Annotated in this window: 18 protein-coding genes; 1 reads left to right on the top strand and 17 read right to left on the bottom strand. The window is 67.5% G+C overall.

Features of this window, described 5'->3' with window-relative positions; genetic code table 11:
* Positions 1 to 46: 46 nt before the first annotated feature.
* From QU663_RS04945 to rpsB, 13 genes are all read right to left on the bottom strand, one after another.
* On the bottom strand, positions 47 to 463 hold the full coding sequence (locus QU663_RS04945) for a hypothetical protein (protein ID WP_009055170.1): 417 nt from the start codon (positions 461 to 463) through the stop codon (positions 47 to 49).
* Between the two features lie 108 nt (positions 464 to 571).
* Complete coding sequence (locus QU663_RS04940) at positions 572 to 1,075, bottom strand: hypothetical protein (protein WP_009055192.1); 504 nt, start codon at positions 1,073 to 1,075, stop codon at positions 572 to 574.
* A gap of 17 nt (positions 1,076 to 1,092) precedes the next feature.
* Positions 1,093 to 2,259 carry a flavodoxin-dependent (E)-4-hydroxy-3-methylbut-2-enyl-diphosphate synthase gene (ispG, locus tag QU663_RS04935; RefSeq protein ID WP_034481164.1) on the bottom strand — a complete coding sequence of 389 codons (1,167 nt, stop codon included), beginning with the start codon at positions 2,257 to 2,259 and terminating at the stop codon, positions 1,093 to 1,095.
* Between the two features lie 123 nt (positions 2,260 to 2,382).
* Positions 2,383 to 3,624, bottom strand: coding sequence for an RIP metalloprotease (locus QU663_RS04930; protein ID WP_034481192.1), 1,242 nt, complete (start codon positions 3,622 to 3,624; stop codon positions 2,383 to 2,385).
* A gap of 2 nt (positions 3,625 to 3,626) precedes the next feature.
* Positions 3,627 to 4,898 carry a 1-deoxy-D-xylulose-5-phosphate reductoisomerase gene (dxr, locus tag QU663_RS04925; RefSeq protein WP_021611774.1) on the bottom strand — a complete coding sequence of 424 codons (1,272 nt, stop codon included), beginning with the start codon at positions 4,896 to 4,898 and terminating at the stop codon, positions 3,627 to 3,629.
* Complete coding sequence (locus tag QU663_RS04920) at positions 4,898 to 5,446, bottom strand: DivIVA domain-containing protein (protein ID WP_034481166.1); 549 nt, start codon at positions 5,444 to 5,446, stop codon at positions 4,898 to 4,900. Before QU663_RS04920 ends, dxr begins: the two co-directional genes overlap by 1 nt.
* Entirely contained in the window at positions 5,446 to 6,150 is a 705-nt protein-coding gene (locus tag QU663_RS04915) for a DivIVA domain-containing protein (protein ID WP_021611776.1), read from the bottom strand. Before QU663_RS04915 ends, QU663_RS04920 begins: the two co-directional genes overlap by 1 nt.
* Positions 6,147 to 7,349, bottom strand: coding sequence for a 23S rRNA (adenine(2503)-C(2))-methyltransferase RlmN (gene rlmN, locus QU663_RS04910; RefSeq protein WP_034481201.1), 1,203 nt, complete (start codon positions 7,347 to 7,349; stop codon positions 6,147 to 6,149). Before rlmN ends, QU663_RS04915 begins: the two co-directional genes overlap by 4 nt.
* Before the next feature lie 74 nt (positions 7,350 to 7,423).
* Positions 7,424 to 8,335 carry a phosphatidate cytidylyltransferase gene (locus QU663_RS04905; protein WP_021611778.1) on the bottom strand — a complete coding sequence of 304 codons (912 nt, stop codon included), beginning with the start codon at positions 8,333 to 8,335 and terminating at the stop codon, positions 7,424 to 7,426.
* A complete protein-coding gene (gene frr / locus QU663_RS04900) occupies positions 8,335 to 8,892 on the bottom strand; it encodes a ribosome recycling factor (protein ID WP_021611779.1) in 558 nt (185 codons plus the stop codon). Before frr ends, QU663_RS04905 begins: the two co-directional genes overlap by 1 nt.
* 38 nt (positions 8,893 to 8,930) lie before the next feature.
* Positions 8,931 to 9,641, bottom strand: a complete 711-nt coding sequence (gene pyrH, locus QU663_RS04895) for a UMP kinase (RefSeq protein WP_021611780.1) — start codon at positions 9,639 to 9,641, stop codon at positions 8,931 to 8,933.
* 130 nt (positions 9,642 to 9,771) lie between these two features.
* Entirely contained in the window at positions 9,772 to 10,599 is an 828-nt protein-coding gene (gene tsf, locus QU663_RS04890; protein WP_021611781.1) for a translation elongation factor Ts, read from the bottom strand.
* 25 nt (positions 10,600 to 10,624) lie between these two features.
* Positions 10,625 to 11,455, bottom strand: coding sequence for a 30S ribosomal protein S2 (gene rpsB / locus QU663_RS04885; protein ID WP_021611782.1), 831 nt, complete (start codon positions 11,453 to 11,455; stop codon positions 10,625 to 10,627).
* Between the two features lie 422 nt (positions 11,456 to 11,877).
* Here rpsB and QU663_RS04880 point away from each other — a divergent pair, with 422 nt between their 5' ends.
* Positions 11,878 to 12,393, top strand: coding sequence for a M23 family metallopeptidase (locus QU663_RS04880; protein ID WP_021611783.1), 516 nt, complete (start codon positions 11,878 to 11,880; stop codon positions 12,391 to 12,393).
* A 14-nt stretch (positions 12,394 to 12,407) separates the two neighbouring features.
* On the opposite strand, the gene QU663_RS04875 is transcribed toward QU663_RS04880, so the two are convergent.
* From QU663_RS04875 to QU663_RS04860, 4 genes are read right to left on the bottom strand one after another with little or no spacing between them, the layout of a single operon-like run.
* Positions 12,408 to 13,319 carry a tyrosine recombinase XerC gene (locus tag QU663_RS04875; RefSeq protein ID WP_021611784.1) on the bottom strand — a complete coding sequence of 304 codons (912 nt, stop codon included), beginning with the start codon at positions 13,317 to 13,319 and terminating at the stop codon, positions 12,408 to 12,410.
* A gap of 4 nt (positions 13,320 to 13,323) precedes the next feature.
* Positions 13,324 to 14,493 carry a DNA-processing protein DprA gene (gene dprA / locus QU663_RS04870; RefSeq protein WP_034481171.1) on the bottom strand — a complete coding sequence of 390 codons (1,170 nt, stop codon included), beginning with the start codon at positions 14,491 to 14,493 and terminating at the stop codon, positions 13,324 to 13,326.
* Entirely contained in the window at positions 14,480 to 16,030 is a 1,551-nt protein-coding gene (locus QU663_RS04865) for a YifB family Mg chelatase-like AAA ATPase (protein WP_021611786.1), read from the bottom strand. The genes dprA and QU663_RS04865 overlap by 14 nt, the downstream gene beginning before the upstream one ends.
* Positions 16,027 to 16,467 (bottom strand): YraN family protein, encoded by a 441-nt coding sequence (locus QU663_RS04860; RefSeq protein ID WP_034481178.1) that lies wholly within the window; start codon positions 16,465 to 16,467, stop codon positions 16,027 to 16,029. Before QU663_RS04860 ends, QU663_RS04865 begins: the two co-directional genes overlap by 4 nt.
* Positions 16,468 to 16,604: the final 137 nt, after the last annotated feature.

Genomic DNA, 16,604 nt, shown 5'->3' with positions numbered 1-16,604 from the left:
GCCACCGGCACAGCCGTGTGGCCCCTCATCGAGGGCTCGACGTCCCTCAGATGAGAGCGCCGACCCCCAGCTCGCGCTCGCGCGCCTGCGGGTGCGCGGCGTAGTAGCGGCGAGCCATCCACCCCGGGTAGGCCCACTCGGGCATGCCACCCAGGTACAGGGACTGGACAGCGACCAGGATCATGGCCGCGAGGAGGCCCAGGAGCAGAGCGCAGGGACCGAGCGTGTCGAGACCGGCGGCCTCACGACCCACCAGGTCAGCGGTGACGAACCAGACGACGGAGAGCAGGGGCATGAGCGGCCACACCAGGCGCGTCATCTCCGCGCTGGCCGATCCACCGCGCAGATCCATGCGCATCGCGACGCGACGGGCGCTCGCGCCGACGCCGGACCACGTCCACGCCCACAGGAGCGCAACGAACAAGCCCACGAGCGCGAGCAGAGCGGTGGAAGTGACGAACACCGTATCCCCCTTCGGATAGTGCAACATCCCCGTCGGCGTTGCGTACGAAGCGATACTACAACACCAACGGGGATGGCTGTCCAACCGAACGGGCTGGAAGGAGACTAATCAGGCATCGGCAAGCCCGCCGACGCATGCCTCGCGGATGTCGCGCAGCATGGACAGGGACGACAGGGACTCCGCAGTGACGCCCGCCCACACGAGGGCCAGCTCACGGCCCGAGGCCTCGTGACGCTCGCGAATGTGCAGCAGGGTGCGCGACGGGGACAGGGGCAGCAGGGCGATCACGCACGTGCCCGAGGCCGGGGCCCCCGCGGGAGCGCCGGGCGCGGCCACCCGCATGAGCACGTGATCCTCCTCCTCAACGTCCACGATCGTCGACTCGTCCTCGGGCTCAAAGGCGCGCCCGAGCACGTCCCACACGACGGAGGCGGGGGCGTCGATGGCGACGCCGCGGTCCACGACCACGTTCGCGCCAGGCAGGAGCAGGTCGCCGGGCAGCGACACGTCGGCCTGAGACGCGGTCAGGCCAATGCGCCGCGGAAAACCGCTGGCCGCCAGCGCGCACGCGCCGCCGATCAGGGACAGGCAGGCAAGGGTACGAAGACGCATGATGAATCCTCCAACGCTCAGCGATCGATGCCCGGAAGTTTCACATCCGGGGCGGTGATCGGGGCAACCTCAACGGTTCCGGACCCCGGTTCGAGGCCGAGTTCCTCGGCCAACGCGTTAGCACGACGGATCAGCGTCTCGACGATCTGGTCCTCGGGCACCGTCTCCACCACCTCACCGCGGATGAAGATCTGGCCCTTGCCATTGCCCGAGGCGACACCCAGGTCCGCCTCGCGAGCCTCACCCGGGCCGTTGACGACGCACCCCATGACGGCCACGCGCAGCGGGACGGTCAAGTCCTTGAGCCCTTCGGTGACGTTCTCGGCCAGCGTCCACACATCCACCTGAGCTCGGCCACAGGAGGGGCAGGACACGATCTCGAGGGTCTTGTCACGCAGGCCCAAAAACTCCAGCATCTTCGTGCCCACCTTGACCTCCTCCACGGGAGGCGCCGACAGGGAGACGCGAATCGTGTCACCGATGCCCTCGGCCAGCAGGATCGAGAAGGCGGACACGGACTTAATCGTGCCCTGGAAGGCAGGCCCAGCCTCGGTGACACCCAGGTGCAGCGGCCAATCCCCCGCCTCCGAGAGCATCCGGTAGGCCTGAACCATGGTGAGCACGTCGTGGTGCTTGACCGAAATCTTGAAGTCGTGGAAGTCGTTCTCCTCGAAAAGAGAGGCCTCCCAGATCGCCGACTCGACCAGGGCCTCGGGCGTCGCTCGGCCGTACTTCTTCAGCAGGCGCGGATCCAGCGAACCCGCGTTCACGCCGATACGCAGGGAGACGCCGTGATCGGAGGCCGCCTTGCAGATGTCCTTCACCTGGTCGTCGAACTTACGGATGTTGCCCGGGTTCACGCGCACGGCGCCGCAACCGGCCTCGATCGCCTGGAACACGTACTTCGGCTTGAAGTGAATGTCCGCGATGACGGGAATACGGGACTGCTTCGCGATGATCGGCAGCGCATCAGCATCCTTATCCGTCGGGCACGCGACGCGCACGATGTCACAGCCCGCGGCGGTCAGCTCCGCGATCTGCTGCAGCGTCGCGCCAATATCGTGCGTCTTCGTGGTCGTCATGGACTGGACGGACACCGGCGCCCCACCGCCCACGGGAACGTCTCCCACCATCAGGCGATGCGTCTGCCGACGCGGGAACGGCGACGCCGCGACGTCGGGCATACCAAGATTGATTTCACTCACCCGCCCATTATCGCGCACCCGGACCATTCCTTCCCACGCGGACGCCAGCCACGTGGGAAGGCTCGCTTTCCGTTCGCCGCCGACGAGGGCGCTGCCACCGCCTCAGCCGAGGGACACGGGCTTGACGATGTCGGCGACGATCAGGATGACGCTCATCGCGACGAGCAGGCCGCCCACGGCCCAGGTCAGCGGAACCAGGCGAGCCGTATCCGCGGGACCCGGGTCCTGCGCGCCCCGCAGGCGAGCCACCTGGCGGCGCACGCCCTCAAACACGGCACCGAGGATATGACCGCCATCCAGAGGCGGAAGCGGGATCAAGTTGAAGACGAAGAGCGCCATGTTCAGCGACGCCAGCAGACTCAGCAGCACAGCGACCACCTGACGGGTGTCGCGCAGGCCCAGGGCCGCCGAATCCCCCGTGACCTCGCCGGCCATGCGGCCCACGCCCACGACCGACACGACGCCGCTCGCATCACGTTCCTCGTCGGTGACGATTGAACGCCCCACCTGCCACACGGCCTGCGGCAGACGCACAACCACCGAGGCGGTGCCCGTGAACATCTGCCAGTCAGCCCGAGCGACGTCCGCGGGCGAGGCCGACACGTACTCGTAGGCGGCCGTCACTCCCACGTAACGCGCGCCCTGAGCACCCGTGACAGGCATCACCGTCAGATCCACGCGTCCACCGTCACGCTCGACGGTCAGAGTCGCGGACTCGCCCTCGGGGGTCGCGCCCACGGCCTGCTGAAGCTCCGCGAAGGTCGCGACCGGCTGCCCGTTCCACGCCTCCACCGTGTCCCCGGGACGCACCCCCGCCTCGTAGGCGGGAGAAGCAACCTCACCCGAGGACGTGGAGATCGTCGCCGGCACCGCCGCGATGGTGCGCGAGGCGGTGGGAGCCCCGATCCCGATCATCGTCACGGCGCTGAGCACGATCGCGATCAGCAGGTTCATGAGGGGCCCGCCCAGCATCACCACGACCTTCTTGGGCGCGCTGAGCAGGTAGAACGCGCGATGCTCCTGCCCCTGGGGGATCTCCTCCGCCGAGGCCTCGCGAGCCTCCTGAGCGAGCGTCGGCTTACCACCCCGCCCCACCAGGCGCGTGCCCGGGCGCGCCGGCGCGTACATGCCGACGATCTTCACGTAGCCGCCGAGCAGGATAGCGCGCAGCGCATACGTCGTATCCCCGATCTTCTTCTTCCACAGGGCTGGACCGAAGCCCACCGCGTAATCCGGCACCAGGACGCCGAACTTCTTGGCGGGTAGCATGTGCCCCACCTCGTGCAGCGCGACCGACGCCAAAATCCCCACGATGATGACGACGATACCGACGATAGAACCCACGCTCACATATCCTTCCATTGACCAGCCGCGACACACTCGCGTGCGCGCCGGTCGGCCCAGCGCTGCGCGGCCACAATATCCTCCAGCGAGGGGTCCGCGACACCCTCGTGCTCATGAACGATCGCCGACACAGTGTCGACGATCGCGAGCCACGGAACGGCGCCCTCGATGAAGGCGTCGACCATCACCTCATTCGCGGCGTTGAGCACCGCGGGGTGCGTGGCCGAAGCGCCGACGGCGAAACGCGCCAGATTAATCGCCGGGAACGTCTGGTCGTCCACCGGCTCAAACGTCCACTGCGAAGGATTGCCCCACGACAGGGGCTCCTCCACGCCATCGAGGCGCTCCGGCCACGTCAGTCCCAGCGCGATCGGCAAGCGCATATCCGGAGGGGAGGCCTGCAACGTCGTCGCCCCGTCGCGCCACGTCACCATCGAGTGCACGATCGACTGCGGGTGAACCGTCGCCACAATATTTTCTGGCTCCACGTCGAAGAGCAGGTGGGCCTCGATCAGCTCCAGGCCCTTGTTGATGAGCGTGGAGGAATTGATCGTCACGACCGGACCCATATCCCACGTCGGGTGCGCCAACGCCTGCGCCGCGCGCACCCCGCGCAGCTGCTCGCGCGTCCGACCACGGAAAGGCCCGCCCGAAGCAGTCAGCACCAGGTCAGCGACCTCCGAGCGCCCCGACACGACCGGCGACGTCAGCCCCCGCTCGTGCACGCCCGAAGCCAGGGCCTGCGCGATCGCCGAGTGCTCCGAATCCACCGGCACGATCTGCCCGGGGAAACGCATCGCGTTCTTCACCAGCGCGCCGCCCACGACCAGCGACTCCTTGTTCGCCAGCGCCAGGCGGGCGCCGCAGCGCAGGGACGCGAGCGTCGACGACAACCCCACGCCACCCGTAATACCGTTGAGAACCACGGGAGTCACGCTCGGATACAGCTCCTGCGCACGCTGAACCGAAGCACACACGACCTCGACCGAGGCGTCCTCGCCGACGAACACCTCCGGGCACGTGCCGCCCATCGACTCCACGGCAGCCGCCAGCTCCGCGCGCACGTCGCGGGCCACGCCGACGAACGCGGGGTTCAAAGCGAGGACCTGCGCGGCGAGCTCGGTAACCGACGAACCACCAGCGCTCAGGCCCAGTACGTCGAAACGGCCCCGGTTCGCTTCGATGACCTCGCGGGCCTGCGTGCCAATCGAGCCGGTCGAACCGAGCAAAACAACGGGGATGGTGCCCAGCCCGGACACGTGATGGCCAGCCATCAGTCGACCGCGAGCAGGATCTCGATCGCGCGCCCCAGGTAGGCGTCCACCGGCCCCTCGGCGTAGGCCTTCTTGCCACGCTTAGCACGGAAGGTCGCGGTGCGAATCTCGTCCGCGGTCAACTCCCCGGCCTCGTCGAAGTAGGCGGCGATGCGATCAAGCAGATCATCCACGGCCTCGCAGTCGTAGCCCCGCCCGCGGCTCGGGTGGGCGAAACGCTCACCGCGGGGGCGCTGGAGGCGCGGATACAGGGTCGTCGCGCGGTCCGCGACGCGGTCGTACCACGCGGCCTCGCCCTCGGCGGCTACGGAATCGGCGCGGTCGCGCTTAACGAACGCAGCCTCCAGGCGGTTCATAGCGGCGTCGACGGCCTCGATGTTGTAGCCCCGGTTCTTCAGCTCAAAGGTCGCCAGGCGCACCTGCTCCGCGCTGAACTGCTCGGGAGGGAGACCCCCCTCGTACGCGCGACGCGCATCCTCAAAGAACGCATCGACCTGTCCGCAGTGGTAGCCCTTGGAGAAGAAACCAACCTTAGGGAACTCAGTCATCATTGCTCCTTACTCTGAGTCATGGAACGAAGAATCTCATCGACGGCCTCCTGGGTGCCGAACTCGGCGGCCACCTGGTCCACGACCGTCTGGATGGGCGGATCGGCCGCGAGGCGATCGAGCACGCGATCGACGTCGAGGCTATCGATGGCCACCGGCGCGCTCGCGTCTACGGTCGGCGCGGGGACAACGAGTGCTTCTGGCGGCTCCGGGGACACCGGCACGTCACCAGAATCCGCCCGGGGTATACGCGTCTCAGGGGCGATTGGCCAGATGTCGGAGGCTGCGGGCGCCTGAGAGCCTGCGGAAGGAATTGCGGGCACCTGAGAGGCCGCGGGAGGAATTGCGGGCCCTTCGGGGCCGCTGCGCGAGTCGGTCAACGAGGCCGGGGCGGGATCGTCCGCGTGCGCAGCCGACACTTCCTCGCCGGCCTCGCCCTCATGCTGGGCCGCCCACTCGCGGTCGCGATCAAGCCCCCTCAACACGCCGATCAAGCGATCGATCTCAGCGTCCACCTGGTCCATGTCGAAGCCACGGAACTTGACGGAAAACTCTATCTCCTCAGCCTTGCGGGCGGTCACGATCTGATCCGGCTCGCTCGCCTGCCCCCTGATTGTGCGCTCCACATCGGCGAGGAATGCGCGCACCTCGCTCATGTCGTAGCCCTCGCGCAAGAACGTGCGCGAAAAATCGTTCGTCCTCACGCGTGCTCCTCACCGGCGGACCTGCGCCCCTCGGAAACCGCCGTGGCCAGCTGACCGCACGCGCCGTCGATGTCGGAACCCCGGGTATCGCGAATCGACGTCGCAATTCCGTTGTCGCGCAGACGCTTGACGAACGCATCCTGGACATGCTTCGTGGACGCCGTCCAAATCGATCCCGGCGTCGGGTTCAGGGGGATCGGGTTCACGTGAACCCAGCCATGGCCTCGATTGTTGAGCTCGTCGGCCAGAAGCTGGGCGCGCCACTCCTGATCGTTCATGTCCTTGATGAGCGCGTACTCGATCGACACGCGCCGTCCCGTTGCCAGGAAGTAGGCGCGGGCAGCATCCAGGAGCTCCCCGACCTTCCAGCGCGAGTTGATCGGAATGAGCTCGTCACGCAGATCATCGTCGGGGGCATGCAGCGACACCGCGAGCGTCACCGGCATCCCCTCCCCCGCGAGCTTCTTAATCGCGGGAACCAGCCCGACCGTCGAGACGGTAATGTTGCGCGCGCTCATACCGAAACCTTCGGGCGCAGGATCGATGAGGCGATGCAGGGCGCCGATCACCGTCTTGTAATTGGCCAGCGGCTCACCCATTCCCATGAACACGACGTTCGACAGCGTCGTGGGTCCACCGGCGAGCGCTCCATCTCGGCATGCCGCCTGCGCGTAGCGAACCTGATCGACGATCTCCGCCGTCGACAGGTTACGAGTCAGGCCCATCTGCCCCGTCGCACAGAACGGACACGCCATGCCGCAACCGGCCTGCGAGGACACGCACAGGGTGGTGCGCTGCGGGTAGCGCATGAGCACCGACTCCACCTGGGCCCCGTCGTACAGCCGCCACAGATCCTTGATCGTGCGGCCGCCGTCCGCCTCCAACGAGACGACCTTCGACACGAGCGTCGGCAGGAGAGCCTCGCTCACCTGGGCACGCATGCCAGCCGGAATGTCACTCATGCGCTCCGGGTCGGCCTCGAAGTGCGTGAAGTAGTGGCGCGAGAGCTGATCCGCACGGAACGCGGGCAGCCCCAAGTCCTTGAGCACCTGCTTGCGCCCGGCCGCGTCGAGATCAGCCAGGTGCGAGGGCGCCTTGCCCCGGCGCTGAGCGGTGAAGGACAGGACGGGCTTCGCGTCCTTATGCGTCGCCCCCTCCGGCGGCTGATCGCTCGGGCGCACCTCTCGGCGCGCGCCCAGGCGACGCTGCGCCGAGGCCGTGGCCTCCTCGCGGGAGCGGCCCTGCGCCCCGCGTCCTGTCCTAGTCGTGTGGGTCAATGGCTCGACTCCCAAGAAATACCGGGCAGCGCCCACGCGAAGATGAAGTAGGCGACCGGCGCGCTCATCAGCAGCGCGTCCACCCGATCCAGAACGCCACCGTGCCCGGGCAGGATCTGGGACATGTCTTTGAGGCCCGACTCGCGCTTAATCAGCGACTCGGTCAGGTCACCCATCGTGCCCACGAACGCGATCGAGACACCGGCGACGATGCCCCACCACCAGGCGGCACCCAGCAGCCACAGCCCCACGCAACCGACACCGACCGCCGTCAGCGCGGAACCAGCGAAGCCCTCCCACGACTTCTTCGGAGACAGGGCCGGCGCCATGGGATGCTTGCCGAACAAGACACCGGCAGCCCACCCGCCCGTGTCGTTCGCGATGACCATCAGTTCAAAGACGACAAACACCCACGGATCGCGCCACGCCGCGAGCATTAGTACGACGAAAGAGGCCAAGAAGGGCACGTAGACGGCCGTGAACGTCGAGGAGACGACGTCGCTCATCCGCGACTCCTGCCGCCGGTCGAGCAGCCTCCACGCAGCGCACACGAAGACCGTGATATACAGCGCGAAGAGCGTGCCCTCGCTACCCAGCCACCACGCACACGTGATCATGCCGATCGCGCCCACGTACAGCGGTGTCACGGTGAGCGTGATGCCCATGCGCGCGAAAGCACCCGCCAGCTCCCAGATACCGACGAGGCACACGAAGCCAATGACACCGACAAACGCCGGAAGCGAGGTAAACAGGGGGACCGCGACGGCAACGATGAGGACAACCGCCGTCGTGATCGCCTGCGGGAGGTTACGACCCGCCTTCCCCGTCGCCCCACCCGCGGGATGATTGTCGCGCGTGGGGCCCGGGGAAAAGATGCGAGCCAGCAGTGAAGGATCCGTTGACGCCATCAGATCGTCAGCAGTTCGCTTTCCTTCGTCGCGAGCATCTTGTCAATCTGCTCCGTGTGGGCCTTCGTCATCGAATCGAGGTTCTTCTCTGCGCGATCGACGTCGTCCTCGGACGCCTCGCCATCCTTCTTCAGGCGATCCAGCTGATCCTTAGCCTTGCGGCGCACGCCGCGCACGGAGACGCGGCCATCCTCAGCCTTGCTCTTGGCCTGCTTGACGTACTCCTTGCGGCGATCCTCGGTCAGCGCAGGCAGCACGACGCGAACAACGTTGCCGTCGTCCGTGGGATTGACGCCCAGGTCAGACTCGCGCAGCGTGCGGATAATCTCCTGCGTCGCCGTGCGGTCGAAGGGAGAGATCAGCACCGTGCGGGCCTCGGGAATCTGGAAGCTCGCAAGCTGCTGCATCGGGGTGGGCGCGCCGTAGTAGTCCACCAGCAGCTGCTCGAACATCGAAGACGTCGCGCGCCCCGTGCGGATGTTCGTGAACTCGTGGCGGGCGGCCTCGACGGCCTTGTCCATCTTGTCCTCGGCTTCGAGGAGAATATCGTCGATCACTATGTGCTCCTTAACGTCAGTGGTCTGTGAAGGTTATATCACGCCGTCACTAGGGTACCGATTTCATCGCCCATGAGCGCGCGGGTGACCGCGCCTTCCCCACCCATGCCGAAGATACGAGTGGTCAGGCCATTCTCGCGGCACAGCGCCAGCGCCGAGCCGTCGATCACCTTCAGGTCGCGGCGCAGCGCCTCCGAATAGGTCAGCGAGTCGAAACGATGCGCGTTGGGGTTCTTGTTCGGATCGTCGTCGTAGACGCCGTCCACGCCGTTCTTCGCCACCAGGAGCTCGTCACAGTGGATCTCGAGCGCGCGCTGCGCCGAGACGGTGTCGGTCGAGAAGTAGGGCAGGCCTGCGCCGGCGCCGAACACGACGACGCGCCCCTTCTCCAGGTGACGGATCGCCCGCAGCGGCAGATAGGGTTCAGCGACCTGGGCCATCGTGATGGCCGTCTGAACGCGTGCGGGAATGCCCGACTGGTCGATGAAGTCCTGGAGGGCCAGAGCGTTCATGACGGTTCCGAGCATACCCATGTAGTCGGCGCGGGAACGCTCCAGGCCCTCACGAGCCAGCTGGGCGCCGCGGAAGAAATTGCCACCACCGACGACAATCGCGACCTGCACGCCCTCGCGCACGGCGCTCGCCACCTGCTCAGCGATATTGCGGACGACCTTGGGGTCCAAGCCGATAGACCCACCTCCAAATGCCTCTCCGGAAAGCTTGAGCAAAACGCGGCGCTTCGTCGACATGACGCTTCTCCTTTATGACGGCCCGGGATGGGCGGAACGGTTAGGAACCATACTACCTGGTAAAAGGGAAGCGGCCCCGCCGTTAGGCGGAGCCGCTCCCAACTGTCAGCAAGCTGACGCACAGGCCGAATCAGGCACCCACGTGCACGCGCACGAAGTTGGTGACCGTGGCGCCGGCCTCCTTGAGGACCTGACCAACGGACTTCGAGGGGTCACGGGCATAGGCCTGGTCAACGAGGCAGTTGTCCTTGAAGAACGCGTTCAGGCGGCCCTCAACGATCTTGGGAACGATGTTGGCGGGCTTGCCCTCCTCGAGAGTGATCTTCTCGAGGGTGGCGCGCTCCTTGTCGAGCACGTCGGCGGGAACCGAGTCGCGGTCGAGGTAGGCGGGCATGTAGGCGGCAACGTGCATCGCGATGTCGTGGGCAACGGCCTTGCCGGCGGCGTCGGTCACGACGAAGACGCCGACCTGCGGGGGCAGGTCCGGGCTGGTCTGGTGCAGGTAGAGGTCGACGTTCTCGCCCTCAACGCGCACGATGCGGCCAACCTGCAGCTTCTCGCCGATGATGGCGGCGAAGGCGTCCAGGCGATCCTTGACGGTGCCCTCGCCCATGGGGGCGGCGAGCAGCGCGTCCAGGTCGGCGGCGCCGGACGCGACGGCGGCGGCCAGGACCTCGTTGGAGAAGTCGATGAACTTCTGGTTCTTCGCGACGAAGTCCGTCTCGGAGTTGACCTCGACCAGCACGCCGACGGTGCCGTCGGTCTGCGCGGCCAGCAGGCCGGCGGAGGCCTGGCGGCCCTCGCGCTTGGACAGGGACTTCAGGCCCTTCAGGCGGATGATCTCGAGAGCCTTCTCGGCGTCGCCGTCGGCCTCGGTCAGAGCCTTCTTGACATCCATCATGCCGGCGCCGGTCTGCTCACGCAGCGCCTTCACATCTGCAGCGGTGAAATTCGCCATCGGATGATTCCTCTCAGTAAAAAGTTCAGTCCTGCTTGGTGGCCGACTCTTCGGCGACCTCTGCGGCGACAGCCTCGTCAGCCTGAATCTCGCCCTCGAGGAGCTCGCGCTCCCACTCGGCCAGAGGTTCAGCGGCGGTCTCCTCGCCCTTGCCCTTGCGCACGTCGGAGCGGGCGATGAGGCCCTCGGCGACGGCGTCGGCGATCACGCGGGTGAGCAGCGCGACGGCGCGGATGGCGTCATCGTTGCCGGGGATGCGGTAGTCGACCTCGTCCGGATCGGCGTTGGTGTCGAGGATGGCGACGATCGGGATGTGCAGCTTGCGAGCCTCGGAGACCGCGAGGTGCTCCTTCTTGGGGTCGACGATCCACACGGCCGAGGGAACCTTGGCCATGTCGCGGATGCCGCCGAGCGTGCGGGACAGCTTGTCCTTCTCGCGGCGCATCATGAGCAGTTCCTTCTTGGTGTGACCGGAGGAGGCCACGTCGTCGAAGTCGATCTGCTCGAGCTCCTTCAGGCGCTGCAGACGGGTAGCAACGGTCGAGAAGTTGGTGAGCATGCCGCCGAGCCAACGGTGGTTCACGTAGGGCATGCCGACGCGCTGGGCCTGCTCGGCCACGGCTTCCTGGGCCTGCTTCTTGGTGCCGACGAAGAGGAGGGTGCCGCCGTGGGCGACGGTCTGCTTCACGAAGTCGAAGGCGATGTCGATGTCAGCAATGGTCTGCTGCAGGTCGATGATGTAGATGCCGTTGCGCTCGGTGAGGATGAAGCGCTTCATCTTCGGGTTCCAACGGCGAGTCTGGTGACCGAAGTGGACACCGGACTCGAGGAGCTGACGCATGGTAACGATTGCCATGGTTCGTCCTTTCCCCGCAAGTCGCGAGTGATCAGTGGGGTCTCCCCCGGGTTATCGGTTTGCTGTACGCGGTGCGTACCCTGGTGCCATGACCGGCGACCATCCCCGAAGGGACCGAAGCCGCCGCGCCTCACTCCCCTGGCGGTTTCCCGTGGGTCGCGATAAATGGCACGCGAAGTCACCTGCACAAGGCAAGTGCCCGGCTATCTTACCTCATGGACCCATTACCCTCAGGGACGTGGAGGGTGTGAGTGTGCCGACTTTCACGCTCATCGACGAGGCCTGGGTGGCCATCCACAGGGGGACGAGCCGCTCTCGCTCCGACGCCGCGTTATCCACAGGGGTCTGCGCGTTCGGGGCGCCATGCACAAGGCAACGACGTCGACTGGATCGCACAGGGGTCCCGGGCACATCGTGGACGTATGAATAACCGTCCGCTTCACGCCGAGCGTTCTCTCGCCGCTCTCGCGCTGCTCCTCGGCGCCATAGTGCTCGCCCTCCTGGCTCCGCCAGCAGGCGGCACGGAGAACAGCAAACTCTGGCAGTGGCCCAGCGGCTCCCCCGTGCCCGTCGTCTCCTCCTTCGCTCCCCCCGCCCACGACTGGCTGCCCGGCAGACGGGGCGTCACCCTCTCCTATCCGTCCGGCTCGCCGGTCTACGCGTGCGCCAACGGGACGGTGACCTTCGCGGGCCAGGTTGGCGGCCGAGGGGCCGTCTCCATTCGGCACGACGTGCGCGGCCGCGCGGTCTGGTCCACCTATCTGCCAGTCACGCCGAGCGTATCCGCTGGTCAGGCAGTGACCGCGGGGCAGGTCATCGGGGTCGTCGAGGAGGGATCGGACACCCTGCACTGGGGAGCGAAGACGGGTCCGACCACATATATGGACCCGATCCGCCTGACGGTGGGACGGCCTCGTCTCCTCCCCTGGGACGGCTAGCGCCAGAGGAGGCCTCAGGCGCGAGGGTGAGCACGTTGATAGATGGCGCTCAGGCGAGCGGTGTCTACGTGCGTGTAGCGCTGCGTCGTGGACAAGGAGGCGTGGCCGAGCATTTCCTGAACGGCGCGCAGATCCGCGCCGCCTTGCAGGAGATGGGTCGCCGTCGAGTGGCGCAGCCCGTGGGGGGCGACGTCGTGCACCCCCGCCTTGGCGGCCATCCGATGGACCATCGAGCGCACAACACGAGGATCAATGCGCCCCCCGCGGTCGCCGAGAAACAGGGCCTCGCCACTGGATTGGGCGACCAACTGCGGGCGGCCTCGGACCAGCCAGTGGTCCAGCGCCTCGCGCGCGGGCGGGCCGTAGGGCACGACGCGCTCCTTTTTTCCCTTGCCGAGCACGCGCACGGTCAGAGCCTCACGGTTGAGTGAGGACACGTCGAGGGCACACACTTCGGACACTCGCAGGCCGCACGCGTAGGTGAGCTCGAGAATCGCCCAAGCGCGCATCTGCGCGGCGCTCCCGTCCACCGCCTCAGCGCGGGCCAGGTTAATGAGGGTGCGGGCCTCGGACTCATCCAGGGGAGTGGGAAGACGTTGATCCGCGCGTGGGCTCGTCAGCGCCGCGGCCGGGTCGTTCGCCAGGATCTCCTCGCGCACGGCCCACGCCGTGAAATTGCGGATGGCCGCCGTGTGGCGCGCGATGGTCGAGCGTGCTCCCCCGCTGGCCAGCGTGTGGGCCAGCCACGAGCGGATGGAGCGCTGCGTGAGCGCCTGGCCAAACTCGCCGGCGGGCGCGTCCCATCGGAGCCCCACGTAGTCCAGGAGCGCGCGCAGGTCCCCCAGGTAGGCGTCGATGGTGTGCTCGCTCATGCGGCGGCTCAGCCGCAGATACTCACCCCACTGGTCCCCCACGCTCTCGATCATGCGCTCATCCTACGGCGTCCCCGCCCTCCCTGCGTGCCCACCCGCGGGTGGAACTGGTGACCAATCCAGCCACGGCCAAGTCCATCAGGGCACGGCTCACCTCCTCGCGGCCGAGCCCGGCGCTGACGCAGATCGCGGACACATCCGCACACGCGCGTGCCGGAAGCGCTTCCCACACGCGACGCGCCACCGGGGGCAGAGCAGCGATTCCGTGATCTCGCTCGACCGGCATCCCGAAGAGCGGGGCCACATCCTCCGCCCCGATGGGGCCCGCCAGTTCCGCGGCGTCGCGGCCATCGCGAATGATCGTCGCGCCGTTCCTGGCCAGTTCGAGGCAGCCCACCGACATGGGCGCATCCACCGCCCCGGGCACGGCGCCGAGCTCGCGTCCGCACCCCATCGCCCACCTGGCCGTGGCCAGAGCGCCCGAACGAGCCCCGGCCTCGACGACGATGGTGGCCGCGCTCCACCCGGCGATCAGCCTGTTGCGAGTCAGAAAACGCCACTTCGCGGGACGGGCAGTGGGAGCAACCTCCGAGACGATCAGCCCGCCCCTGTCGATGATCGCGCGGAAATCCTCGGCGTGGCACGCAGGATAAGGATTGAGTACCCCACCGGCCAGGACACAGATCGTCCGCCCGCCGCCAGCCAGCGCCCCCCGGTGCGCCTCAATGTCAATGCCGATGGCCCCGCCAGAGACGATCGCGTACCCCGAGCGCGCGAGGTGGTAGGCCATGTTTCGCGCGCACCTGCCCCCGGCCGACGTGGAGGCGCGCGCCCCAACGATCGAGACGTGCCCCTCGGACTGCGACGAATCGCTCAGGCGACCCAGGAACCACAGGCCAAGCGGTTCCTCCTCTCCCAGGCAGGAAAGCTGGACCGGCCAGCGCGGATCCGCGGGCGTTATGAATCCGCCTCCGGCGCGCTCGACCCGCGCCAGTTCGCGCTCGACATCGACCGCCAGCGCGCGTTCACGCCAGCGATTCCACTGCTGGTCCCAACGGGCCTCGCCCGCACACCGCAGTTCCCTCGGCACGCCCCTCCACTCCCCTTGGAGCCATTCGCGCCCCCGACGGTCCCCAAGCGTCGCACGCACTACGCGCGCCGCGGGATCGGCGGGTTCTGCCACCGCCGACCACCAGGCCGCCTCTTGCATCGTCTCATCTGGTGTCATGATCGTGTCCATTCCGCAGCTGCTGCGCTGCAACGATGTGGTCAATTGTCGGTCGAGGTGCCCCCGCCAAGTCCGCCAGCGTCCACGCCAGGCGCAGCATGCGGTCCACTCCCCTCATCGAGGAGGCGCCGACGTCGACGAGCCGGTCCAGCTGGGCGACCAGCTCGGCGTCGATGCCCGAGTGGCGCCTGATCCACGCTCCCGGAAGCTGGGCGTTGCACACCCAGGGTGTGTCCGCGAGGCGGTGGCGGGCCCGGTCGCGGGCGGCACTCACTCGCTGCCTGATCGTCTCCGAGTCGCGCGTCGTACACGAGGCCATGTCTGCCCGTGTCGGCGTGTGCACGTCGATGCGAATGTCCATCCGGTCCAGGAGAGGGCCCGACAAGCGCGCCAGGTAGCGCCTCCGAGCGACCGAGGAACAAGTGCAGTGACGCCCTGCCCGTCCCCCGCCGCAGGGGCATGGGTTGGAGGCCATGACCAGCTGAAACGAGGCCGGGTAGCGCGCGTGGATCCCCGACCGGTGCAGGTTGACGACCCCCGACTCCAAGGGTTCACGCAGGGAGTCGAGCACGGAGGGCGCGAACTCGGCGGCCTCGTCGAGGAACAGAATGCCGCCGTGTGCGAGCGACGCCGCGCCCGGCGTCAGGGTGCGTGATCCACCCCCGATCAGGGCGGCCATCGTCACCGAATGGTGGGGCGCCTGGAAGGGAGGGCGCGTGACAAGGGCAGTGCCCGCGGGTACGAGCCCTGCCACGGAATGCAAGGAGGTCGTCACAAGCGCGGTGTCGGCATCCAGGTCGGGAAGAATCGTCGGCAGCCGCGAGGCCAACATGGTCTTGCCCGAGCCGGGCTCGCCGATGAGGAAGACGTGGTGCCCTCCGGCCGCTGCGACCTCCATCGCACCCACCGCGTCGCCCTGGCCTCGCACGTCAGCCATATCGAGGACGGCGGGCGATTGACGGCCTGGTTCCACGGCGCGCATTCCCAGGTGGCCCTGGAAAGGAGCCTTGATGGCCTCTCCCCCGCCCCAGGCGATGAGGTCGGCCAGGTGTGCAAAGGCGATCACCTCGATGCCGTCCACGAGCCGCGCCTCCCGGGCGCACGCCTCCGGGACGATAACCCGACGCACTCCCCGTGAGCGGGCGGCGAGCACGGCCGGCAACACTCCGCGCACCGGCTGAATGCTGCCGTCCAGGGCGAGTTCCCCGACGATGACAGCGTCCTGAAAAGCGCGCGGGTACACGAGACCCGTCGCCAACGCGATAGACGAGGCGATGGCCAGGTCGAAGCCAGAACCCGACTTCGGGATGCCCGCCGGCGAGAGGTTCACCGTGATGCGTTGATCCAGCACGTCAAGGCCGCAGGACTCGAAGGCCGCGCGCACCCGGTCACGGGCCTCGCGCACCGACGTGTCCAACAGGCCGACGAGTGTGAAGGCCACGAGCCCGGCACCGGCATACGTCTCGACATCGACGAGGTGTCCCTCAATGCCAACCACGCTGATCGAATAGGTGCGAGCAAGCCCTGGCCCGGTCATTGCACGCCCCGCAGCCACACCGCGTGCGCACCGAGCGCGCGCACGTCGACGTCCGCCCGATCCACGTCCGGCCATTGCCGAAGTGACTGCGCCGACAGCGTGATCGCGACGACGTCAATGCGGACCCGCGAGTCCAGTCGGCCTCGCTGCCTGCACCAGGCGCCCGTGAGCGCCCTCAACTGAGCGACCTTACGTGCATCCACCGATGCGAGAGCACTGCCTTTTCCCCGACCAACCCGGGTGCGTACCTCGACGATGACGGTCCACGAGCACGCGGGGTCCGTCTCGTCTCGGGCGATGATGTCAAGCTCGCCGCGTCGGCCATCGCGCCAGTTGCATTCCAGGACGCGCAGGCCCGCTTCCTCAATCATCAGGCGGGCCGTGTGTTCCCCGGCTGCACCGAGAGTCCGACGATCGGGTCGTGTTGAGCATTCCATGAGAGCTCACCTCCACGACCACAGTGCGCCCCGGCCACCGGGCCACACAACACGAAAACCGCCCCCTGTGGACAGGGAGCGGTTAACGCAAAGGCCTGTGGATAAACGGCTCGCGCTGCTTGTCCTGTGGACGGCGC

Origin of the sequence: Schaalia sp. HMT-172 (assembly GCF_030644365.1) — a bacterium.
Classification (GTDB): domain Bacteria; phylum Actinomycetota; class Actinomycetes; order Actinomycetales; family Actinomycetaceae; genus Pauljensenia.
Note: the sequence above shows the minus strand (reverse complement) of the source record. Positions and strands in the feature narration are given on the sequence as shown.